Origin of the sequence: Streptomyces sp. NBC_01296 (assembly GCF_035984415.1) — a bacterium.
Taxonomy (GTDB): Bacteria; Actinomycetota; Actinomycetes; order Streptomycetales; family Streptomycetaceae; genus Streptomyces.
The window spans coordinates 7,749,464-7,770,477 of sequence record NZ_CP130720.1; the positions used below are offsets into that span (position 1 = coordinate 7,749,464).

Here is a 21,014-nt window from a genome sequence, read left to right on the forward strand (position 1 = left end):
CCGTACGCACCCTCCGTCCCTCCCCGTCCGCCCCGACGGGCCGCCCGGCCTCCGGTCCGGCCTCCGGTCCGGCCCCCGGCCCCGCCCACGCGGCGATGGGCCCGCTCGGGCTGTTCACCGTGCTGCTGGGCGCAGCCCTGCCCCTGATCGACTTCTTCATCGTCAACGTGGCGCTCCCCGCCATCGACAGCGACCTCGCGGCCGGCCCCGCCACGCTGGAACTGATCGTCGGCGGCTACGGCGTCGCGTACGCCGTCCTCCTCGTCCTCGGCGGCCGCCTCGGCGACATGGCCGGACGGCGCCGGCTCTTCCTGATCGGCATGGCGGCCTTCGGCGTCACCTCGCTCGCCTGCGGGATCGCACCCACGGCGTGGACCCTGGTCGCGGCGCGCGTGGCACAGGGCGCGGCGGCCGCGCTGATGCTGCCGCAGGTGCTGGCCACCATCCAGGCCACCACCCAGGGCCCGCGGCGGGCGCGGGCGATGAGCCTGTACGGGGCCACCGCCGGGCTGTCCATGGTCGCCGGGCAGATCCTGGGCGGCGTCCTGGTCGCCGCCGACGTCGCCGGCTCCGGCTGGCGCTCGGTGTTCCTGGTCAACGTGCCGGTGGTGATCCTCGGGCTGGTGCTCGCCGTCCGGGCCGTTCCGGAGACCCGCTCGGACCGCCCGGCCTCGGTCGACGTCCCGGGAACGCTGCTGCTCGCCCTGTCCCTGGTGTCCCTGCTGCTGCCGCTGACCGAGGGCCGGGCCGCCGGCTGGCCGCTGTGGACGTGGGTGTCGCTCGCGGTCTTCCCGTTCGCCGCCACGGCGTTCTACCTCACCGAACGCCGCGCCGACCGGCTCGGACGCACCCCGCTCGTGCCGCCGAGCCTGCTGCGCCTGCAGTCGCTGCGCAGGGGCCTGATCCTCGTGGTGCCGTTCTCGATCGGCTTCAGCGGATTCATGTTCGTCATCGCGGTGGTGCTCCAACAGGGCCTGCGGATGGGGCCGGTGGCCGCGGGGCTCGCGCTCGTGCCCATGGCGGTGGCCTTCTTCGCGGCCTCCCTCGCCGGGCCGCGGCTGGTCGGCCGGTTCGGCAGCCGGGTCGTCACCGCGGGCGGCGTCCTCCAGGCCGTCGGTGTCGCCCTGATCCTCCTCACGTTCCTGCGCGGCTGGCCGGACCTCGGGCCGGCTTCGCTCGCCCCGGGCGTGGCCGTCGCAGGCCTCGGCCAGGGACTCCAACTGCCCGTGCTGATGCGGCTGATGCTCTCGGACGTACCGGCCGACCGGGCCGGCGTGGGCGGCGGTGTCATGATCACCACCCAGCAGTCCGCGCTCGCCCTCGGCGTCGCGACCCTGGGCAGCCTGTTCCTGGCACTCGCCCCGTCGATGGGCATGCGGGACGCACTCGCCGTCACGCTGCTGGTGCAGCTCGGCATGGTCGCCCTGACGGTGCTGCTGAGCCTGCGCCTGCCGAGGGTCGTACGGTGACCCGCGTGCCGCGGGCCGCTCGGCAGGGGCGGATCAGCCGGTGACGGAGCGGGCGAGGCGGAAGCCCACGTCGTCCACCCGGAACGTCGGATGGCTGCGCCGGCGGGCGGAGGCCCGGCAGCTCCAGTGCTCGTCGAACCAGCCGCCGCCGCGCAACACCCGGTAACTGCCGTAGACCTCGGCGTCGTAGACGTCCCAGCACCAGTCCCAGACATTGCCTAGCATGTCGTGGAGGCCCCACGGGTTGGGCCGTTTGCCGCCCACGGTGTGGATGCGCTCGTCCGAGTTGCCGCGGTACCAGGCGATCTCGTCGAGCGCTCCGTAGCGGGGCCCGGCCGTACCGGCCCGGCAGGCGTGCTCCCACTCGGCCTCGGTCGGCAGCCGGTAACCGTCGGCGGAGGTGTCCCAGTCGACGGCGTCGCCGTCGTCGTCGAGGCGGTACGCCGGGGCCAGCCCGTCACGCTCGGACAGGGCGTTGCAGAACCGCACCGCCTCCCACCAGGACACGCCCTCGACGGGCAGCCGGTCCCCGCGGGAGCTGCTCGGCCGCAGGCCGGTGACCTCCGCGTACAGCGCCTGCGTGACGGGGAGGGCCCCGAGCTCGTACGGCAGGAGCTCGACGGACCAGCTGCGCCGTGTCCGCCGGTCCGACAGCGTCACCTGCCCGGGCGGGACGGCGGTCAACTCGTGTCCTGCACCGGTGTCCATGAGCAGGTGATCTTACCGGCCGCCCCACGGCCACCGCAGGCGGACTGTCACGAGACGCTTCCACTCCCGTACAGTCCGTGAGGTCAATGCTCCGTCAACAGGAGAAGACCCGTGGCCACCGAAGCCGGCTTCAACCCCCGCCCGCCCGCTGCCCGTACGGGACTGCGGCCGGTCCCCGAGCTGGACCCGGCGGTCGTGGAGCAGTGGCGCTCCGACGGGGCCGAACTGGTCGATCTGCTGGCCGTGGTGCGCGAACGGCTCGGCGGCGTCGCCGCGTTCCGCCTCGGGCCCGACCCCACCGTCCTGGTCACCGATCCCCAGGCGGTCCAGCACGTCCTGGCCCTGCACCCGGACCGGTACGTCAAACGCTCCCATCGGGCCCGCCTGCTGATCGGCGACGGCGTGCTCGCCGCCACCGGCGCGGCCTGGAAGAGCCAACGGCGGCTGCTGCAATCCCAGTTCACCGGCACCGGGATGCGCCGCTACGAGCAGCGGATCGCGGAGGCCGCCCGGGCCACCGCCGCGCGCTGGGCCGGGTACGCCCGGACGGGGCAGACGCTCGACGTCGGCCGGGAGATGCGCAGCTTCGCCCTGGACACCATCTGGCGCTCCCTCACCGGACACCCCCTCGACTCCGCCACCGAGCACGAACTGAACTCGGTGGCCACCGTGGTGGCCGCCCTGCCGACGCTGCCGGCCGACGCCGGCGACGCCCGGGAGGCCGTCGCCGGGGACCTCGCCAGGATCGACGCCGTGGCGCACCGCGCCATCGAGGCCGCCCGCGGCGGCGCGTACGGACCGGACGGCCCGGGTCTCCTGCACATCCTGCTCGGCGCGGCGGCCGAGCGGCCCGAGTACACCGACCGCCTGATCCGCGACGAGCTGATCACGCTGCTCGTCGCCGGCCACGAGACCACCGCCACCACCCTGACCTGGCTCTACCTGCTTCTCGACCGGCACCCCGCGGCGCGCGAACAGGCCCTCGCCGCAGGCGCCCCGGGCTCGGCGGAACGCCGCCGGGCCGTCCAGGCCCTGGTCCACGAGACGCTCCGGCTGTACCCGTCCGCCTGGATCCTGCCCCGGTACGCGGCCGAGGCCGACACCCTGGCCGGGCACGCCGTCGAAGCGGGCTCCGACGTGGTGGTCTGCCCGTACCTCACGCACCGCGACCCCGAACTGTGGCCGGACCCCGAGCACTTCGACCCCCGGCGCTTCACCGCCCCCGACGGCCGGCCCACCCACCCGGGCTCGTACCTCCCCTTCGGCATCGGCCCCCGCGCCTGCCTCGGCCTGCAGTTCGCGCTCCGCGAGTCGACCGTCCTCCTCGAGCACCTGCTGCCCGCCCACACCCCGAGCTTCCACTCCGTCCCGACCAAGGCCGCGTACGGCATCACGGTCCGCCCGGACGGGCCCACCCCGGCGACCCTCGCCCGCTAGATCGCAGTCCCCATCCCGCCCCGTCCAGGTCTGGCGTGAAGCAATGAATCGGTGCTTCAATCCTTCCATGCCCTACCGTCGCCCCCCAGCCGTACAGGCCCGCCTCGACGCCCGGCGCGACCGGGTGCTCGAGGCCGCCGTTCACCTGCTCTCCCGTGAGGGGTACGGCGGCTGCTCGGTCGCCGCCATCGCGGCCGAAGCCGGAATCTCCACCGGCAGCGTGTACCAGTCGTTCTCCGGCAAGTCCGAGCTGGCCGCCGCCCTCTTCCGGACCCTGGTGGCCCGCGAGCTGGAGGCGGTGGCAGCCGCTACCGACCGCCCGGGCAGCGCGGCGCAGCGGGTGGCCGCCGCCGTCGAGACCTTCGCGTACCGCGCGCTGCAGGCCCCGCGCCGGGCCTTCGCCCTGCTCGCGGAGCCCGCCGACCCCGCCGTCGACACCGAACGCCTCGTCTTCCGCCGGGCGTTCCGCGACGTGTACGCGCAGCAGATCGCCGCGGGGGTGGCCTGCGGAGAACTCCCGCCGCAGTCACCCGAGTTGACGGCTGCCGCACTCGTCGGAGCGATCGCCGAAGCGCTCGTCGGCCCGCTGGCCGACGGGGACGCGGCCCCGGGGGACGTCATCCCCGGCCTGATCACCTTCACCCTGCGTGCCCTTGGAGGACACGATGCCGCAGACGCATGAGGTCACCAACCAGGTGCCCCCGCATCACGGTTACGACGCCGCCGCAGACCCGGCCCTGCTGGAGGCGGTCGCCCGCGAGGGCGCCGCATGGGCGATACCCGAGATCCACCGCCTCGGCGCCCTGGCCGGTTCCGAGCAGGCCGCGGAGTGGGGCCGCGTGGTGAACGAGAACCCGCCGGTGCTGCGCACCCACGACCGCTACGGCCACCGCATCGACGAGGTGGAGTTCCACCCGTACTGGCACGAGCTGATGGGCACCGCGGTCTCCCACGGGCTGCACGCCGCGCCCTGGGCGGACGACCGGGCCGGAGCGCATGTCGCGCGGGCCGCGAAGTTCCTCGTCTGGGGCCAGGTCGAGGCGGGACACTCCTGCCCGGTGTCCATGACGTACGCCGCCGTACCCGCGCTGCGAGCGACCCCGGAGCTCGCCGCATGGCTGGAGCCGCTGCTCGCCTCCCGCACGTACGACTTCGGACTGCGCCGGCCGGACACCAAGCAGGGCCTGATCGCGGGCATGTCGATGACCGAGAAGCAGGGCGGCTCCGACGTACGCGCCAACACCACGACGGCGGTCCCGGCCCCGGACGGCACCTACCGGCTGACCGGGCACAAGTGGTTCACCTCCGCGCCCATGTCGGACGTCTTCCTGACGCTGGCTCAGGCCCCGGGAGGGCTGTCCTGCTTCCTGCTGCCGCGGGTGCTGCCGGACGGCAGCCGGAACCGGCTGCTGCTCCAGCGCCTCAAGGACAAGCTCGGCAACCGGTCCAACGCCTCCGCCGAGATCGAGTACGACGAGGCCTTCGGCTGGCTGGTGGGGGAGGAGGGGCGCGGCGTCGCGACCATCATCGAGATGGTCAACATGACCCGCCTCGACTGTGTGCTCGGCGGGGCGTCCGGCATGCGGCTCGGAGTCATCCGCGCCGTCCACCACGCCACCCACCGGCGGGCGTTCGGCAAGGCGCTCATCGACCAGCCGCTGATGCGCAACGTCCTCGCGGACCTCGCCCTCGAATCCGAGGCGGCGACCGCCGTCGCCCTGCGCCTCGCGGGCGCCACGGACCGGGTCGCCCAGGGCAACCAGGACGAGGCGCTGCTGCGCCGGCTGGGGCTGGCCGTCACCAAGTACTGGGTCTGCAAGCGCGCCCCCGGGCATGCCGCCGAGGCCCTCGAATGCCTGGGCGGCAACGGCTACATCGAGGACTCCGGCATGCCCCGGCTCTACCGGGAGGCCCCGCTGTCGTCGATCTGGGAGGGCTCCGGGAACGTCGCGGCCCTGGACTCGCTGCGGGCCATGGCCCGGCAGCCCGAGACCGTCGAGGCCTTCTTCGAGGAGGTCGGCCGGGCGGCGGGCGCCGACCGGCATCTGGACGCGGCGGTGGCCGGTCTCCAGAAGCAGCTGGCCGACCCCGCCGAAGCCGAGTACCGGGCCCGGCAGCTCACGGAGACGATGGCCCTGACCTTCCAGGCGTCGCTGCTGCTGCGCCACGCCCCGGGCGCCGTCGCCGAGGCCTTCTGCGCCTCCCGCCTGGGCGGCGAACACGGCGGCGCGTACGGCACCCTCCCGACGGGCGTGGACACGGAGGCCATCCTGGCCCGGGCGCGGACGGCGGCCGTGCCGACCGTCTGACGCAGGCGCGCAGACGGGCGCTGCCGCGCGGGCGTGGCCTGCCGGACGAGCAGGCCCCGCCGCAGCCGGTCCGCGGGCGCGCTGCTGCCGGCCGCGGCCCCGCCCACAGCCGGTCCGCGGGCTGTCCGTGGCCCCGCCGTGGTGGCCCCGGCGCAGTGGCCTCGCGGCCTTCCGGCTCCCGGTCCGGGGCGCCTGGTCGGGGACGTTCGCAGTCCGCCCCGCAGTTGCTTCGCCGCCGCGCGGCGGCCGGTCCGGCTGTGGGCGGAGCCGCGAACGGCTCCAGACCCGTTCGCGGCCCGGCGCGGCGGGACCGGCCGCCGCGCGGTCCTGCCGCGGCGGGTTCGCCGCCCGGTCCGGCGGTCGTGCGCGGCCGCGCCGCTCCCCGGTCAGGCGCGGCGGCGCCGGGTGCGCAGGGCCACGTACCCGGTGAGCCCGCCCAGCGCGACGCACAGCGGCGAATACAGCCGCAGGTCCCAGTGGCGGAACTCGTCCGGCTTGGACCACAGTCCGAGCCCGGAGCCCGCCAGTCCGCCGAGCCCGCGCGCCGCCATTGCTCCGGACACCGCCCACAGCCCGGCCCGTACCGGCCGGGACCGGCCGAACCGGCTCGCCGGCCGGGCCCCGGTCGCCACCAGCCCGGCCGCGGCGCCCAGTGCGCCCGCCACCGCGAGCGTCAGCGGCCCGGACGGCAGCTGCGCCTCCTCCACCCCGACCACCGCGGCCGCGAACTCGGCCCGCGAGTCCAGCGGCCACGGGGAGAACACCCACACCACATGCAGGGCGCCCGCGGCGAGCAGCCCCCCGGCCGCCGCCACCGCCGCACCCCGCACCCCGGCTCCCGTGTGCTCCGCATCGTCCTGCCTGGTCATGGAGCTCATGCCGGCACCCTCTCCCCAGTTCCGTACATCTCTGTATGGATGTTCCGTACAGTACTGTACGGAACATGGCCAAGGGGAGAGTGACCAAGGAGGAGTGGACGGCGGCGGCGCTCCGCGCGCTGGCCCGGGGCGGTCTCGCGGCGGTGGCGGTGGACGTGCTCGCCCGCGAACTCGCGGTCACTCGCGGCAGTTTCTACTGGCACTTCGAGAACCGGGAGGCCCTGCTCGTGGCCGCCCTGGAGACGTGGGAGCGGCGCGCCACTGCGGAGGTCATCACCGCCGTCCGGGACGAGGGCGATCAGTGGACCCGGGCGCGGATGCTGTTCGCCCTCGCGCTGGGCACCGAGGAGATCGCCGGACTGGAACCGGCCCTCGTCGCGCACACCGCCCACCCTGCGGTCGCCGAGGTCGTCGCCCGGGTCACCCGGACCCGGCTGGACTTCCTGGCGGAGATCTTCGGCGGACTGGGTTTCGGGCCCCGGGAGGCCCGTCATCGCGCCCTCGCCGGGTACGCGGCCTACCTGGGCTGGCTGGAACTGCGCCGGACGGCCCCCGGCGCGGCCCCCGAGGTCCAGCTGGAGGGCCCGGACGCGGAGGCGGCCCTCGACCACCTCATCGGCATGATCCTGACACCGCCGCCGGCGTAGACAGCCGGGGGGCCCGGCGGCTCCCGTCGCGGCCGATCGCCGCGGGGTCCGGGCCGCCCTCGGGGCCGGTGCCGGGCGGGCCGGCGCAGGCCACCGTGCCGACGGGTCCGCCGCGAGGCCGCGGGCTGCCGCCCCGGCCTCGAACGGCGGCGAGGCGGCGGCGCCCTGCCGGCGCTGCTTCGGCGGCAGGGCCTGCGACGGGGCCTGGCGCAAGGCCTACTACGGGGCCTACGGCGCAGTCGTGATGCGGCGTACGGACTCGACCACCGCCGCGCGGTGGCCGGCGAGCCGCTCGGGCGCCCAGCCGGTGTCCGAGCCACCCGCCGCGGGGCCGCCCACCGCGGCGAACCAGGCCTGGGACAGGCCCATCACCAGGGTGAGGACGTCGGCAGGGTCCAGCGAGGCGTCGACGCGCCCCGCCTTCTGCGCCTCTTCCACCACCGCGATCTTGCCGCGGTACGACTCCGCCTCCGTGTCCGTGGCGCCGGGCCGCTCCAGCTGCTTCCACAGCACGAGCCGCATCAGCGAGGGCTGCGCGACGAGGTGGTCGAAGACGGCGCCCGCGTAACCCGGGAGGTCCCCGGCGTCGAAGGGGACGGACTCCGCACCCGTCTCCAGTGCCCGCTGGAGCACGGCGTCGAAGAGCTGCTCCTTGTTGCCGTAGTAGACGTAGATGAGCCGCTTGTTCGCCTGCGCGGCCTCGGCGATGCGGTCGACGCGCGCGCCGGCGATGCCGTACGCGGCGAATTCGGAGAAGGCCGCGTCGAGCAGGCGTGCCTTGGTCGCGCTGGAATCCCGTGCCATGGGCGCAGCCTAGCAAGTAACTATCTGGTTATTGACATACGGCGCGAGCCGGGTCCATAGTCGAACTATCCGGTTAGTTACTTACTTCGGAAGAGGAATCACCATGGAGATCCGCGCATTGGGCGGTCAGGGACTTGAGGTCGGCGCCGAAGGCCTCGGCCTGATGGGCATGAGCGCCCACTACGGAGCCACCGACGAGACCGAGTCGCTCGCCACCATCGACCGCGCTCTGGAGCTGGGCGTCACCCTGCTCGACACCGCCGAGGGCTACGGCCCCTTCCTGAACGAACAGCTCCTCGGCAAGGCCCTCGCCGGCCGCCGCGACGCCGCCGTGGTCGCCACGAAGACGGGCATCGAGTTCACCGACGAGGGCGCGCTCCGCGGCCACAACGCGACCCCCGAGTACATCCGCCGCTCGGCCGACCGCTCCCTGCGCCACCTCGGCACCGATCACATCGACCTGTACTACCTGCACCGCGTCGACCCGGACGTCCCGATCGAGGAGAGCGTCGGAGCCATGGCCGAGCTCGTCGCCGCCGGCAAGGTCCGCCACATCGGCCTGTGCGAGGCCGCGCCCGCCACCATCGCCCGCGCCCACGCCGTCCACCCGCTCGCCGCAGTGCAGACCGAGTACAGCCTCTTCGAGCGCGGCATCGAGTACGACGGCGTCCTCGACACCCTGCGCGAGCTCGGCATCGGGCTGGTCGCGTACTCGCCGCTCGGCCGGGGCTTCCTGTCGGGCGCGATCACCACCCCGGACGATTTCGCGGCGGACGACTTCCGCCGTACGGACCCCCGCTTCCAGGGCGAGAACTTCGGCCGCAACCTGGCCGTCGTCGACCAAGTGCGCCGCCTCGCCTCGGAGAAGGGCGTCACCCCCTCGCAGCTGGCCCTGGCCTGGACCCTGAACCGGGGCGCCGTCCCGATCCCGGGCACCAAGCGCCGCCGGTACCTGGAGGAGAACATCGCCGCCACCGCGGTGACGATCACGGACGCGGACCTGGCCGCCATCGATGCGGTGGCCCCGCACGGAGTGGTCTGCGGCGACCGCTACGCGCCGGAGCTGATGAAGACCCTGAACGGCTGACAGGCGGGGGCGTGCACGGCCGAAAACGGAATCCCGCGGCGCGGCAACCGGCGCGGGCGTAGCGTACGTCTCCGCCCTCGACGGCGTGAAGCCGCAGGGAGACAGGGGGCTGGTCATGAGGCGTGGGCGTAGGCGTGGGCACAGGAGCAGGGCGATGCTCGCAGGAGCCGTGGCGGTTGCGGCGCTGGGGCTCTCGGCGTGCTCGCCGGACGAGGGGCCCGTGCCCGGCGGCGGCCCGGGGTCCGGCGCGGCCAAGCCGTCCGGGGCCCCGTCCGGTACGCCGCTGCCCACGGCCGCTCCCCCCAAGGGCAGTCCCGGCCCGTCCGGCTCGGCGACGGCGCAACCCGTCGTACGCACCGGAGTCCCGTGGAACCTCGACCGGATCGACCAGCGCACCCGCCCGCTCGACGGGAAGTTCACCGTGGGCTCCGAGGGCAGCGGAGTGCACGTGTACGTGATCGACACCGGGCTGGAGGTCAAGCACGCGGAGTTCGGCGGCCGCGCGGCCCTCGGCGCCGACTTCGTCGGGGATCCGGACGCCGGTGACTGCTTCGACGGCGAGGGACTGGGCCACGGCACGTTCGTCGCGGGCATCATCGGCGGCAGTACGTACGGCGTCGCCCCGAAGTCGAGCATCGTGCGCGTCCAGGGGATCGCCTGCGAGGAGGGCAGCGGCCCTCACACCAAGGACGTCTCCCCGGGCACGGGCGCGGGCACCACGCCGGAGGAGTCCATCGTGAAGGCCGTGGAATGGGTGACCGCCCACGCCCAGCGCCCGGCCGTGGTGAACATGTCCCTCAACCTCAAGACCCGTTCCGCGGCCGTCGACACCGCCGTTCAGCACATGGTCGAGGCGGGGATCACCACGGTCGTCGCCGCCGGCAACTTCAACGCCGACGCCTGCGGCCACTCCCCGGCAGGCGCCCACGGCGCCATCGTCGTCGCCGCCGCGACCGCCGACGACCGCCACTGGACCGACGGGGACGGCTTCGGCTCCGACTACGGCCGCTGCGTGGACCTCTACGCCCCCGCCGAGAAGATCACCTCCGCGGTCGCGGGCGGCGCCACCGCCACCAGTGACTCCGCCGCCACCTCATGGGCCGCCCCGCACGTCGCCGGCGTCGCCGCCCTCTACCTCTCCGCGCACCCCACCGCGACGCCCGCCCAGGTCCGCACCTGGCTCACCGAGCAGGCCGCACGCGACGTCCTGACCGGCGTCCCGGCCGAAACCCCGAACCGCCTGCTCCACACCGGAGGCCTCTGACGCCCCCGGGACCGCCGTCACCCCCGCGGGTCCACGGGCGTGAGCACGCCGAGCCGGTCCTCGACCGCCTGGGCGGCGTCCAGGCACAGGTCCTCCCGGAACGCGCGCCCGACGATCTGGACCCCGCACGGGAGCCCGTCGACCACCCCCGTCGGCACGGCCACGGCCGGCACGCCCACGAAGCTGGTCACGGTGCACAGGCGCATGCCCGTCCCGACCCGGTCGCGGCCCGGCCTGTCGCGCGACTCCAGCCCCGGCTCGACCGGCGGTTCGGTGAACACGGGGCCGAGCAGCAGCGGGTACTCGTACAGGAATTCCGCCCATGAGCGGCGGATGTTCAGCCACCTGCCCATCAGTTCCACGAGCTCTTCCGCGCTCGCGGGCGGGGTCCGCTCCATCATCATCGCGATGTACCGGTCCCCGCCTGCGCCGAGCAGCGTGCGCACCACCGGCCAGCTCGGGGCGAACTCGGTCACGGCGATCCGGCCGTACGCCTCGAGGGCCTCGGCCATGCGCGGTACGTCCGCCACTTCGCGCACGTCGTACCCGGCATCGCGCAGCGCGCCGGCGGCGGCCGCCACGGCTGCGCGCACCGCGGGGTGCACGCCCTGCCCGCCCGGGTCCGCCACCACGGCGACCTTCACCGGCCCGGGCAGCGGTTCCCCGTGGAGGGGTACCGGCACGGCCCGCGGATCGCGCGGATCGGTCCCGGCCAGAACCCCGTACGCCAACCGCAGGTCGCCCACCGACCGCGCGAGCGGCCCGTCGGTGACGAGCATCTGGGACGCCGGGCCGGGGTCGTCCGGGCCGAGGACGCGCTGGTCCGCCGGGAACCGGCCCGTGGACGGCTTCAGCCCCGCCACACCGCAGAACTGGGCCGGGATGCGCACCGATCCGCCCGAGTCGTTGCCGAGGCCGAGCGCCGCCATGCCCGTGGCGACGGCCACCGCATCGCCCCCGCTGCTGCCGCCCGGGGTCCGGGTGCGGTCCCACGGGTTGACCGTGTCTCCGAACAGCTCGCTGCGCGTGTGCATCCCGGCCAGGATCAGGGTGGGTACGTTGGCGTGCCCGATCGGGATGGCCCCCGCCGCGCGCAGCCGGGCCACCGGGAGTGCGTCGGCCGGGGCCACCAGATCGCGGAAGCGCGGGGTGCCGAAGGTGGTCGCCGCGCCTTCGACGGCGGTGGTCTCCTTCACCGTGAACGGCACACCCGCGAGCGGGCCCAGCGCCACACCCTCGGCCCGCAGCCGGTCGGTGTGCGCCGCGGCCGCGCGTGCGCGCTCGGCCAGGAGCTGAGTGACCGCGTTCACCTGCGGGTTGACCTCGGCGATGCGGTCCAGATGGCTGTCGACCAGCTCCACGGCCGACACGTCCGCACGGCGAACGGCCTCCGCCTGAGCTGCGGCCGACAGCTTCCACAAGGGATCCGGCATGGCGTGAACCCTCTCTGTTCATGTTCCGATGCAGTTGCATCGGAACAGTAGCCCGGGAACCGATGCGGCCGCATCGAATAAAGTCGGCCGTACGACAATGCGGCGGGTGTGAGGAGACCGGGCATGCCCAGACAGGTGGATCACGAGGGCCGACGACGCCTCATCGCCGAGGCCGTCTGCCGCCTTGCCGACGAAAGCGGGCTCGAAGGCGTGACCCTGCGCGATGTCGCCGCCCGCGCGCAGGTGTCGATGGGCGCCGTGCAGCGGTGCTTCCGCACCAAGGACGAGATGCTCGTGTTCGCCCTCGGGTACGTCGGCGAACGTGTCCGCGAGCGGGTACGGGCCCGGCTCGTCAGGAGCCCGGCCCAGTCGGCCGGCACCGCCCTGGGCCACGCGGCCACCGAGGTCTCGCTGCTGCGGGAGGAGCACCGGGCCGAGGCCAGGGTCTGGCTGGCCTTCGTCGCGCAGGCGGCGGTCAGCGAGCCGCTCGCCGGGACGCTGAAGGCGAACTACGCAGCCCTGCAGCAGTCGTTCGCGCAGCTCATCGCGGAGGCGGCGGAGGACGCCGGCCGCGCCGCGTCCCTCGATGCGCAGCGCGAGGCCCGTACCCTCCTCGCCCTCGCGGACGGCCTCACCGCGCACGTCCTCATCGGCCACCTCACCCCGTACGAGGCGCAGGACGTCCTCCACGCGCACCTGGGCGGCCTCTGGAGGCACTCCGGGTGACGGTCGCCGCGGATGCGGGAAACGATTCGGCGCGCCGTGGCCCCGGTGCACCCTTCGCGCTCTAATGTCGCCGCATGGCTGAGATGTTCGATCACAATCCGCAGGTGTGGACCGCTGGCCGGCTCCGCGAGGTGCTGGCGGCGCTGCCCGACGAGACGCCGATCCACATCGGTGTCGCGGACGGCCCCGGGGACTTCGAGGGCTACGGGGAGTACGTCCTCGTGGACGCCGAGCCGGTCGAGGTGGACCTCGACGGCGAGGGCGAGGGCGAGGCCGGCCACGGCGGCGAGCCGGGCCCCCGGGTCCAGTTCACCCTGTTCGCCGATGCCGCGGCCGGGGCCTACCACCTCGACCTGGACTGAGCTCCGGGCCGGTCAAGGCCGGCCGGCTGCCGTGAGGAACTCGGAGATCAGGCGGTTCGTCTGCGTCGGCGCCGCCGTGGGCAGCGCGTAGTGGCTGAGGTGCGGGAGCGTCTCGATCCGGGCGTGCGGTACGGCCGCGCGGGCGCGGGCCGCGACCTTCTCCGGATCGTGGGCGCCGCTGCGGCCTGCGAGGAGGACCAGCAGCGGGGCGGCGAGCGCCCTGGGGTCCGGGCGCCGGCCGACGATCAGCTTGCGGTCCGCGAAATCCGAGGCCGCCAGCGCGAAGAGCCGCTTCCAGTCCGGGTCCGTGTCCGTGCCGGCCGTCTCGCGGTCGAGGTAGCCGAGCACGCGCGCCTCCGTCGGGCGTACCAGGACGGGCAGTGAGCGGAGCAGGAAACCGGGCCGGTAGCCGGCGAAGCACTGGGTCGGGTCGAGGAGCACCAGCCGGTCGACCCGCTGCGCCGCGTGCAGGGCGTACGTCAGGGCGATCCAGGCACCGTACGAATGGCCCAGCAGGCTGACGCGCCGGGCGCCGAGTCCGTCGAGGAGCGCGTCCAGCCAGGCCATCAGGTCGGCGGTGGTGCGCAGCGGGCGGCCCGCGCGCACGCTGCGGCCGGCGTCGCCGAGGATGTCGACGGCGAGCACCCGGTGGTGCGCGCCGAGCGCCGCGGCGTTGGCGAACCACACGGCGCCGGTGGAGCCGCCGCCGTGCAGGAGGAGAAGCGGAGCGGCCTCGGCGGGCCCGTACGCGTGGACGCGGGTCGTGCCGTACGGGGTCGGAACGTCGATATCGGCGGCGCCGTTCGGCCAGCGGGCGAGCAGCGCATCGTAAGCGGCGAAGAATTGACGGGATGTGGACACGGTGGCCCCCTGGGCATCGTCTCGTCGGGCGATTATCGCCCCGGGGCGGCTCGGCCAGGCACCGGGGCTCGACTCGGCGGGCACCACGGGACGGCTCGACCGGCTCGACCGGCTGGGCCCGGTCCGCCGCAGGGGAAACCCGGTTGCCGGGTGCCGTGGGCGCTGGCAGGGTCTGGCCCCATGCCTACTTTCACCGCCCCTGACGGAACGCTGCTCGCCTACCACGTCTTCGGGGACGGGCCCCCGCTCGTCTGCCTTCCCGGCGGGCCGATGCGGGACTCCGCGTACCTCGGACAGCTCGGCGGGCTCCCCGCGCACCGACAGCTGATCATGCTCGATCTCCGGGGCACCGGCCGCTCCGAGGTGCCCGCCGACACCGGCTCCTACCGCTGCGACCGGCAGGTCGAGGACGTCGAGGCCTTGCGCGCGCACCTCGGCCTCGACCGGATGGACCTCCTCGCGCACTCGGCCGGCGCGAACCTGGCGGCCCTGTACACCGGCCGACACCCCGAGCGGGTCGGGAGGCTCGTCATGCTCACCCCGAGCGTCATGGGCGTCGGCATCACGATCACCGGCGAGAGCCGGATCGCGACCGCCCGCCTGCGCCGGGACGAGCCCTGGTACCCGGCGGCGTACGCGGCCCTGGAGGCCGTCGTCGCAGGCCAGGGGAGTGCGGACAGCTGGCAGGCGATCGCACCGTTCCTGCACGGCCGTTGGGACGACGCAGCCCGCGCCTACGATGCCGCCGACGAGGTCCAGAAGAACGCCGAGGCCACGGCCGCCTACGCCGGCGAAGGCGCCTTCGACCCCGACACCACCCGTAAGGCACTCGCAGGGCTCGACGCCCCCGTGCTCGTCCTCGCGGGCGAGTTCGACGTATCGCTGCCGCAGTCCGCCGCCGTCGAATACGCCGCCCTGTTCCCGCACGCCCGGCTCCTCGTCCAGCCCGGAGCCGGACACGCCCCGTGGCTCGACGACCCCGAGCGGTTCCTGGCGGCCACCACGGAATTCCTCGCCACCACGGGAGCCCGGAACCCGGCGTAACCTGGTCTGACCGCCGTATCCGCCTGTGACCAGGGAGGCGGCGTATGACCGACCCGTACGGGTTCCTCCGGACCCCCCGGAACCCCGTCCCGTCACGCCCCGCCGACCAGCGGCTCGACGACTGGCGCGAGGTGCACGCCGGGCAGACGCTGCTGCCCCTGGTGTCCGAGCAGGCCAACCGCTGCATGGACTGCGGGGTGCCCTTCTGCCACGGCGGCTGCCCGCTGGGCAACCTCATCCCCGAGTGGAACGCGTACGCGGCGCACGGCGACTGGCGGGCCGCGGCCGAGCGGCTGCACGCCACCAACAACTTCCCCGAGTTCACCGGCCGGCTCTGCCCGGCCCCCTGCGAGGACGCCTGCGTACTGGCGATCAACGCCGACCCGGTGACCATCAAGAACGTCGAGCAGACCATCGCCGACCAGGCCTGGGAGCTCGGATACACCCCGCCGGCGCCGCCCGGCAGGCTCAGCGGGCAGACCGTCGCCGTCATCGGCTCCGGCCCGGCCGGGCTCGCCACGGCCCAGCAGCTGACCCGGGCCGGGCACACCGTCGTCGTCTACGAACGGGACGACCGCCTCGGGGGTCTGCTCCGCTACGGCATCCCCGCGTTCAAGATGGAGAAGACGCACCTGGACCGGCGGATCGCCCAGATGCGGGCCGAGGGCACGGTCTTCCGTACGGACGCGGACATCGGCGGCCGGACATCGGCGGCCGAAATACGACGGCGCCATGACGCGGTCGTCGTCGCCGTCGGGGCCGCGGAGCGCCGGGAACTGGCCGCGCCGGGCCGCGAGCTGCACGGCATCCACCAGGCCATGGACTACCTGACCTGCGCCAACCGGGTCGGCGAGGGCGACCTGGCAACGCCCGCGATCACGGCCGAGGGCCGGCACGTGGTGATCGTCGGCGGCGGGGACACCGGCTCGGACTGCCTGGGCACCGCCCTGCGGCAGGGAGCGCTGTCGGTGGTCCAGCTCGACATCCGCCCCGAGCCCGGCCCGGACCGGACCGACGCCGAGCCCTGGCCGCTGGTGCACCCGCAGGTGTACCGGATCTCCCACGCCCACGAGGAGGCGCGCGGACGCCACGGCACCGATCCCCGGGTCTTCTCCAGCGCGACCATGCACTTCGAAGGCGATGCGGAGGGCCGGGTACGCGCCCTGCACCTGACCGCCGTCGAGCCCGCCGGGAGGAGGCCGATGCCGGGCACCGAGCGGGTGCTGGAGGCCGGGCTGGTCCTGCTGGCGCTCGGGTTCTCGGGTCCCGAGCGGGCCTGCGGGCTCGCCGAGCAGCTCGGGCTCACCCGGGACGGCCGGGGCAACTTCGCGCGGGACGCGGATTTCGCGGCCCTCGGCGAGCCGTCGCCCTCGCCCTCCACCTCGACCTCGCCCTCGGACGGATCCCCGTCGCCGGGCGGGGCAGCCCCGCACGTCAGGACGCCGCCGTGGGCCGAGGCGCCGGCCCCGGGCGTGCCGCCGGCGTGGGGCAAGCCCCCGGAGCGGCCCTCCCGCCTGCCCGACGGGGTCTTCGTGGCGGGTGACGCGGGACGCGGCCAGTCCCTGGTGGTGTGGGCCATCGCGGAGGGCCGGGCGGCGGCCGCCGCCGTGGACCGCTACCTCACCGGCTCGACGGCCCTGCCCGCCCCCGTCGGCGCCCACGACCGGCCCCTGTCGGCATGACCGGCCCCGCCGCCACCCCGCTGCGGCGCCCCCGTCCTCCGGGCCGCGGCTTTGGACGGCCCGGCGGGGCTGCACAATCATGGGGTGACTGTTGAAGATCGTTTCCTGTGGCTGGAAGACGTCGAGGGCGAGGCCGCGCTGGCCTGGGTGGGGGAGCGGAACGCGGAGACCGCCGCCGCGCTCACCACAGACCCGCGCTTCGAGGCGCTGCGCGCCGAGCTGCGCGAGGCCCTCGACGACGCCGACCGCATCCCGTACACCGTCCGCCGCGCGGCGCACCTCTACAACTTCTGGCGGGACGCGGACCGCCCGAAGGGCGTGTGGCGGCGTACGACGCTGGAGCAGTACCGCAAGGACGACCCCGCCTGGGAGGTGCTCCTCGACATCGACGCCCTCGCCGCACAGGAGGGCGAGGAGTGGGTGTGGGCTGGCGCCCGGGTGCGCCACCCCGACTACCGGCGGGCGCTGGTCCAGCTGTCCCGGGACGGCTCCGACGCCGTCGTGGTCCGCGAGTTCGACCTCGAGGACCGCACCTTCGTCGACGGCGGCTTCGAGGTCGCGGAGGCGAAGACCCGGATCGGTTGGATCGACGAGGACACCGTCTTCCTCGGCACCGACTGCGGACCGGGCTCGCTGACCGCCTCCGGCTATCCCCGTACGGTCCGGCGCTGGCGCAGGGGCACCGCCCCGGCGGACGCCGAGCTCGTCTTCGAGGCCGAGGCGGGGGACGTGTCCGCCTCCGGCTGGCACGACGCGACCCCCGGCCACGAGCGCGCCTTCGTCTCCCGCTCCACCGACTTCTTCCACGACGAGCTCCACCTCCTCGCCGACGGCGACCGGCTCGTCAGGATCGACGTGCCGGACGACGCCGGGAAGTACGCGTACCGGCAGTGGCTGATCGTCACCCCGAAGTCCTCGTGGCTGGGGCATCCGGCCGGCTCGCTCCTCGCCTTCGACTTCGAGGCCTTCCTCGCCGGGGACCGCACCGCGCACGTGCTGTTCGCGCCGGACGAGCGCACCGCGCTGGCCGGGCACAGCTGGACCCGCCACCACCTGATCCTGGAGACGCTCGCCGACGTCGCGACCCGCATCGAGGTCCTCACCCCCGGCCCGGACGGCTGGAGCAGACGGCCGCTGGCCGACGTACCGGCGCTGTCCTCGGCGACCGTCACCGACACCGACCCGGACGTCAGCGACGAGTACTTCCTCAACGTCGACGGCTTCCTGCAGCCCTCCACCCTCACGTACGGGCACATCGGCGCCGACACCGAGCCGCTCAAGCAGGCCCCCACCCGCTTCGACGCCCGCGGCCTGTCGGTCCGGCAGTTCTTCGCGACCTCCGCCGACGGCACGCAGGTCCCGTACTTCGTCGTCGGCCCGGCCGGCCAGGAGCGGCCGGGGCCCGCGCTGCTCTACGGGTACGGCGGCTTCCGGGACCAGCAGACCCCGTACTACAGCCCGCTCACCGGCCGGGCCTGGCTCGCCCGCGGCGGTACGTACGCGGTCGCCAACATCCGCGGCGGCGCCGAATACGGCCCCGCGTGGCACCGGGCCGCCCTCGGTGCGAACCGGGTCCGGGCCTTCGAGGACTTCGCCGCCGTCGCCGCCGACCTCACCGCCCGGGGCATCACCACCCCCGACCGGCTCGGCATCACGGGCGCCAGCAACGGCGGCCTGCTCATGGGCGCCATGCTCGTCCGCCACCCGGAGCTGTTCGGCGCGGTCGTCGCCAAGGTGCCCCTGCTCGACATGCTCCGCTACCACCGGCTGCTCGCCGGGGCGTCCTGGATCGCCGAGTACGGGGACCCCGAGAGCGAAGCCGACCGGCCCCACCTCGAAGCCCTTTCCCCGTACCACAACCTGTCCGCGGACCGGCCGTACCCGCCCCTGCTCCTGATGACCTCCACCCGCGACGACCGGGTCCACCCCGGCCACGCCCGCAAGACGGCCGCCCGGCTGCGGGAACTGGGCCACCGGGTGCTGTTCCACGAGAACACCGGCGGCGGTCACGGCGGAGCGAGCGACAACGAACAGGCCGCCGCCAACCAGGCGCTCGCTTACACCTTCCTGTGGCAGCACCTGGGAGCAGGAACGATGTGATGCGAGGTGAGGTGACGTGATGTGACGTGACAGGGGCCCGGGCGCGGGAAAAACCGTTGCCCGGGTGCGGGCCGGTCACGCACGATGATCCGTTGTGAGTACCACCCGTTTGTCCGGCTTGCTTCCCGACCTCGCCCCGTGGCGTTCCAGCCGCGATTTCCGTCTGCTGTTCTTCCAGGGCGCCGTCACGTTCTTCACGTCCTTCATGGCGATGATCGCCCTTCCCCTCCAGATCAAGCACCTGACGGACTCGCCGCTCGCGGTCGGCGCGATGGGCGCGGTGGAACTCGTCCCGCTGGTGGTCTTCGGCCTGTACGGCGGGGCCCTCGCCGACGCGATCGACCGGCGCCGGATGATCCTGCTGAGCGAGGCCGGGCTCGGGGTGCTGGCCCTCGTCCTGCTCGTGAACGCCCTGCTGCCGCACCCGCTGCTGTGGCCCCTGTACGTGGTCGCGGCCGGTGTCTCGGCGCTGGCCGGGCTGCAGCGCCCGGCCCTGGACTCGATGATGGCTCGGATCGTGCCGCACGAGCAGCAGACCGCGGCCGCCGCCCTCAACGCGCTGCGCTACCAGATCGGCGCGATCGCCGGACCGGCGCTCGCCGGGCTGGTCGTCGCCTACGCCGGCTACCCGGCGGCCTATGCCATCACGGTCGGCGGCTTCGGGCTGTCCGTCGTGCTGTGCACCCGGCTGACCCCGGCGCCGCCGTCGCCCGACGCGGAACGGCCCTCGCTGCGCGGGATCGCCGAGGGGGCGCGCTACGCGTGGAGCCGGCCGGTGCTGCTGGGCACGTACGCCGTGGACCTCGCGGCGATGTTCTTCGCCTTCCCGAACACGATCTTCCCCTTCCTCGCGGACGAGCTCGACGCGGTGTGGGCGCTGGGCCTGATGTACTCCGCGGGCGCCGTGGGCTCCCTGGTCCTCGGGATGACGAGCGGCTGGACCTCGCGGGTGCGGCGGCACGGCCTCTTCGTGGTGTTCGGAGCCGTGGTCTGGGGCGCGGCGATCGCGGGGGCCGGCTGGTTCACCGACATCCGGGTGGTGCTGGTGTGCCTCGCGGTGGCCGGGGCCGGCGACATGCTGAGCGGCCTGGGCCGGGCGACGATCTGGAACCAGACCATCCCCGAGGAGCTGCGCGGGCGGCTGGCCGGCATCGAGGTGCTGTCGTACAGCGTGGGCCCGCAGCTGGGCCAGGTCCGCGCGGGCAGCGTGGCCGGCTGGACGGGCACCCGGCCGGCGTTCTGGAGCGGCGGCCTGATGTGCGTGGCGGCGGTGGCGGCCCTGTCCGTACTGCTGCCGAAGCTGGTGACGTACGACGCGGACACGGACGAGGATGCGCTGCGGCGCCGTGAGGCGAAGCGCGCGGACCAGCTGGCGGCCTGACCCTTCCCGTCGTGACGAAACGGTCATAGTCCGGTCATTCTGCGCGCATACGCGGAACCGAAGGTGGAGGCGAACGGGAACGCGGGCGGCAGCTGAGGAGAAGCGGATGAAGAGGGGCGTGCAGCGGACGGCCGTCACGGTGGCCGTCGGCCTGGCCGCGGGAGCCCTGTCCGCGTGGATCGCCGTCGCGGGTGACGGCGACGGGCTGAACGTGACCGCGGCGAGCCGCTTCGCATCCGGGTACGTGCCGTACGCCCTCATCGTGGTCGCCGTGGCGGCCACCGCCCCCACGGCGGTGCACGCCGTGGTCCGTGCCGTGCTCTCTCAGTTGCTGATGATCTGGGGTTACTACACCTGGGGCCCGATGATCACTTTCGACCGGACGCCCACGCAGGCCGTGCACTACGCGGTGGAGTGGGCCCTGGTCGCCGTCACGGCCGTCCCGGGGGCGGCCCTCGGGACGTACGGGCTGGTCCGCGGCGTCCGGCGGCTCGCCGCCCCGCGCCTACCGGTCAACCCCGCGCCCTGAGGGCGCGCTGGCCGGGTTAGGCCGGCCTGAACCCGGTCGGCGGGTGGGGGTCCCGGCGGGCCGCAGCCTGGTCGGAGGGTTCCGGCGGGGTCTTCGGGCCGACGGCGTACTGGTTCTCGACGAGGTGCTCGTAGATGTCGAAGTCGACGGCCTGCCACCGCCCCATGTCTCCGTGGAGGGCCCGGAACTGGGCCGGAGTCGGACTGGTCACTGTTCTCACCTCTCCCGTCAAGGGTGCGGGATCGCAGGACGTCCTGCACGCCGTGCGGACTGGGCCGTTCGGGTGACGGCGA

20 protein-coding genes are annotated in these 21,014 nt (G+C 74.3%); 14 read left to right on the forward strand and 6 right to left on the reverse strand.

Annotated elements, in window-relative coordinates; all coding sequences use genetic code 11:
* The first annotated feature begins 95 nt into the window (after positions 1-95).
* Entirely contained in the window at positions 96-1,469 is a 1,374-nt protein-coding gene (locus OG299_RS35285) for an MFS transporter (protein WP_327364660.1), read from the forward strand.
* Between the two features lie 33 nt (positions 1,470-1,502).
* Here the strand turns inward: OG299_RS35285 and OG299_RS35290 are convergent, their stop codons facing one another.
* On the reverse strand, positions 1,503-2,177 hold the full coding sequence (locus OG299_RS35290) for a formylglycine-generating enzyme family protein (RefSeq protein ID WP_266632288.1): 675 nt from the start codon (positions 2,175-2,177) through the stop codon (positions 1,503-1,505).
* A gap of 111 nt (positions 2,178-2,288) precedes the next feature.
* Here OG299_RS35290 and OG299_RS35295 point away from each other — a divergent pair, with 111 nt between their 5' ends.
* The 3 genes from OG299_RS35295 (at position 2,289) to OG299_RS35305 (ending at position 5,923) form a co-directional block, all read left to right on the forward strand.
* Entirely contained in the window at positions 2,289-3,614 is a 1,326-nt protein-coding gene (locus OG299_RS35295) for a cytochrome P450 (protein WP_327363702.1), read from the forward strand.
* 67 nt (positions 3,615-3,681) lie between these two features.
* Positions 3,682-4,296: a TetR/AcrR family transcriptional regulator gene (locus tag OG299_RS35300; RefSeq protein WP_327363703.1), complete on the forward strand. Its 615-nt coding sequence runs from the start codon at positions 3,682-3,684 to the stop codon at positions 4,294-4,296.
* Positions 4,280-5,923: an isovaleryl-CoA dehydrogenase gene (locus OG299_RS35305; protein ID WP_327363704.1), complete on the forward strand. Its 1,644-nt coding sequence runs from the start codon at positions 4,280-4,282 to the stop codon at positions 5,921-5,923. Before OG299_RS35300 ends, OG299_RS35305 begins: the two co-directional genes overlap by 17 nt.
* 386 nt (positions 5,924-6,309) lie before the next feature.
* Here OG299_RS35305 and OG299_RS35310 read toward each other — a convergent pair whose 3' ends face one another.
* A complete protein-coding gene (locus OG299_RS35310) occupies positions 6,310-6,801 on the reverse strand; it encodes a DUF3995 domain-containing protein (protein WP_327363705.1) in 492 nt (163 codons plus the stop codon).
* Positions 6,802-6,866: 65 nt separating this feature from the next.
* Here OG299_RS35310 and OG299_RS35315 point away from each other — a divergent pair, with 65 nt between their 5' ends.
* The gene (locus OG299_RS35315) at positions 6,867-7,448 is read left to right on the forward strand and encodes a TetR/AcrR family transcriptional regulator (protein WP_327363706.1); all 582 of its coding nucleotides are present in this window, start codon (positions 6,867-6,869) and stop codon (positions 7,446-7,448) included.
* Positions 7,449-7,676: 228 nt separating this feature from the next.
* Here the strand turns inward: OG299_RS35315 and OG299_RS35320 are convergent, their stop codons facing one another.
* Entirely contained in the window at positions 7,677-8,252 is a 576-nt protein-coding gene (locus OG299_RS35320; protein WP_266632300.1) for a TetR/AcrR family transcriptional regulator, read from the reverse strand.
* A 103-nt stretch (positions 8,253-8,355) separates the two neighbouring features.
* Between OG299_RS35320 and OG299_RS35325 the strand changes: the two genes are divergently transcribed.
* Together OG299_RS35325 and OG299_RS35330 are read left to right on the forward strand one after the other, a co-directional pair.
* Positions 8,356-9,339: an aldo/keto reductase gene (locus OG299_RS35325; protein ID WP_327363707.1), complete on the forward strand. Its 984-nt coding sequence runs from the start codon at positions 8,356-8,358 to the stop codon at positions 9,337-9,339.
* A gap of 154 nt (positions 9,340-9,493) precedes the next feature.
* Positions 9,494-10,603 carry a S8 family peptidase gene (locus tag OG299_RS35330; protein ID WP_327363708.1) on the forward strand — a complete coding sequence of 370 codons (1,110 nt, stop codon included), beginning with the start codon at positions 9,494-9,496 and terminating at the stop codon, positions 10,601-10,603.
* Between the two features lie 17 nt (positions 10,604-10,620).
* Here the strand turns inward: OG299_RS35330 and OG299_RS35335 are convergent, their stop codons facing one another.
* Positions 10,621-12,036: an amidase gene (locus tag OG299_RS35335; protein WP_266632305.1), complete on the reverse strand. Its 1,416-nt coding sequence runs from the start codon at positions 12,034-12,036 to the stop codon at positions 10,621-10,623.
* A gap of 123 nt (positions 12,037-12,159) precedes the next feature.
* On the opposite strand from OG299_RS35335, the gene OG299_RS35340 reads away from it, so the two are divergent.
* Entirely contained in the window at positions 12,160-12,762 is a 603-nt protein-coding gene (locus OG299_RS35340) for a TetR/AcrR family transcriptional regulator (RefSeq protein ID WP_327363709.1), read from the forward strand.
* Between the two features lie 74 nt (positions 12,763-12,836).
* The gene (locus tag OG299_RS35345) at positions 12,837-13,124 is read left to right on the forward strand and encodes a DUF6225 family protein (RefSeq protein ID WP_327363710.1); all 288 of its coding nucleotides are present in this window, start codon (positions 12,837-12,839) and stop codon (positions 13,122-13,124) included.
* A gap of 12 nt (positions 13,125-13,136) precedes the next feature.
* Here the strand turns inward: OG299_RS35345 and OG299_RS35350 are convergent, their stop codons facing one another.
* Positions 13,137-13,985, reverse strand: coding sequence for an alpha/beta fold hydrolase (locus OG299_RS35350; RefSeq protein ID WP_327363711.1), 849 nt, complete (start codon positions 13,983-13,985; stop codon positions 13,137-13,139).
* A 180-nt stretch (positions 13,986-14,165) separates the two neighbouring features.
* On the opposite strand from OG299_RS35350, the gene OG299_RS35355 reads away from it, so the two are divergent.
* The 5 genes from OG299_RS35355 (at position 14,166) to OG299_RS35375 (ending at position 20,721) form a co-directional block, all read left to right on the forward strand.
* Positions 14,166-15,029, forward strand: coding sequence for an alpha/beta fold hydrolase (locus OG299_RS35355; protein ID WP_327363712.1), 864 nt, complete (start codon positions 14,166-14,168; stop codon positions 15,027-15,029).
* Positions 15,030-15,073: 44 nt separating this feature from the next.
* Positions 15,074-16,711 (forward strand): glutamate synthase subunit beta, encoded by a 1,638-nt coding sequence (locus OG299_RS35360; RefSeq protein WP_327363713.1) that lies wholly within the window; start codon positions 15,074-15,076, stop codon positions 16,709-16,711.
* 84 nt (positions 16,712-16,795) lie between these two features.
* A complete protein-coding gene (locus OG299_RS35365) occupies positions 16,796-18,811 on the forward strand; it encodes a prolyl oligopeptidase family serine peptidase (protein WP_327363714.1) in 2,016 nt (671 codons plus the stop codon).
* Between the two features lie 94 nt (positions 18,812-18,905).
* A complete protein-coding gene (locus tag OG299_RS35370; RefSeq protein WP_327363715.1) occupies positions 18,906-20,192 on the forward strand; it encodes an MFS transporter in 1,287 nt (428 codons plus the stop codon).
* A 106-nt stretch (positions 20,193-20,298) separates the two neighbouring features.
* Complete coding sequence (locus tag OG299_RS35375) at positions 20,299-20,721, forward strand: hypothetical protein (protein ID WP_327363716.1); 423 nt, start codon at positions 20,299-20,301, stop codon at positions 20,719-20,721.
* Between the two features lie 16 nt (positions 20,722-20,737).
* Here OG299_RS35375 and OG299_RS35380 read toward each other — a convergent pair whose 3' ends face one another.
* A complete protein-coding gene (locus tag OG299_RS35380; protein WP_266632320.1) occupies positions 20,738-20,932 on the reverse strand; it encodes a hypothetical protein in 195 nt (64 codons plus the stop codon).
* Positions 20,933-21,014: the final 82 nt, after the last annotated feature.

Excerpts from the sequence above, each read along its gene's own strand:
- OG299_RS35300 (WP_327363703.1), top strand. The coding sequence starts at position 3,682 with ATGCCCTACCGTCGCCCCCCAGCCGTACAGGCCCGCCTCGACGCCCGG.
- OG299_RS35285 (WP_327364660.1), top strand. The coding sequence starts at position 96 with ATGGGCCCGCTCGGGCTGTTCACCGTGCTGCTGGGCGCAGCCCTGCCC.
- OG299_RS35335 (WP_266632305.1), bottom strand. The coding sequence starts at position 12,036 with ATGCCGGATCCCTTGTGGAAGCTGTCGGCCGCAGCTCAGGCGGAGGCC.
- OG299_RS35340 (WP_327363709.1), top strand. The coding sequence starts at position 12,160 with ATGCCCAGACAGGTGGATCACGAGGGCCGACGACGCCTCATCGCCGAG.
- OG299_RS35375 (WP_327363716.1), top strand. The coding sequence starts at position 20,299 with ATGAAGAGGGGCGTGCAGCGGACGGCCGTCACGGTGGCCGTCGGCCTG.
- OG299_RS35305 (WP_327363704.1), top strand. The coding sequence starts at position 4,280 with ATGCCGCAGACGCATGAGGTCACCAACCAGGTGCCCCCGCATCACGGT.
- OG299_RS35320 (WP_266632300.1), bottom strand. The coding sequence starts at position 8,252 with ATGGCACGGGATTCCAGCGCGACCAAGGCACGCCTGCTCGACGCGGCC.
- OG299_RS35330 (WP_327363708.1), top strand. The coding sequence starts at position 9,494 with ATGCTCGCAGGAGCCGTGGCGGTTGCGGCGCTGGGGCTCTCGGCGTGC.
- OG299_RS35360 (WP_327363713.1), top strand. The coding sequence starts at position 15,074 with ATGACCGACCCGTACGGGTTCCTCCGGACCCCCCGGAACCCCGTCCCG.
- OG299_RS35310 (WP_327363705.1), bottom strand. The coding sequence starts at position 6,801 with ATGAGCTCCATGACCAGGCAGGACGATGCGGAGCACACGGGAGCCGGG.
- OG299_RS35290 (WP_266632288.1), bottom strand. The coding sequence starts at position 2,177 with ATGGACACCGGTGCAGGACACGAGTTGACCGCCGTCCCGCCCGGGCAG.
- OG299_RS35345 (WP_327363710.1), top strand. The coding sequence starts at position 12,837 with ATGGCTGAGATGTTCGATCACAATCCGCAGGTGTGGACCGCTGGCCGG.
- OG299_RS35355 (WP_327363712.1), top strand. The coding sequence starts at position 14,166 with ATGCCTACTTTCACCGCCCCTGACGGAACGCTGCTCGCCTACCACGTC.
- OG299_RS35315 (WP_327363706.1), top strand. The coding sequence starts at position 6,867 with ATGGCCAAGGGGAGAGTGACCAAGGAGGAGTGGACGGCGGCGGCGCTC.
- OG299_RS35325 (WP_327363707.1), top strand. The coding sequence starts at position 8,356 with ATGGAGATCCGCGCATTGGGCGGTCAGGGACTTGAGGTCGGCGCCGAA.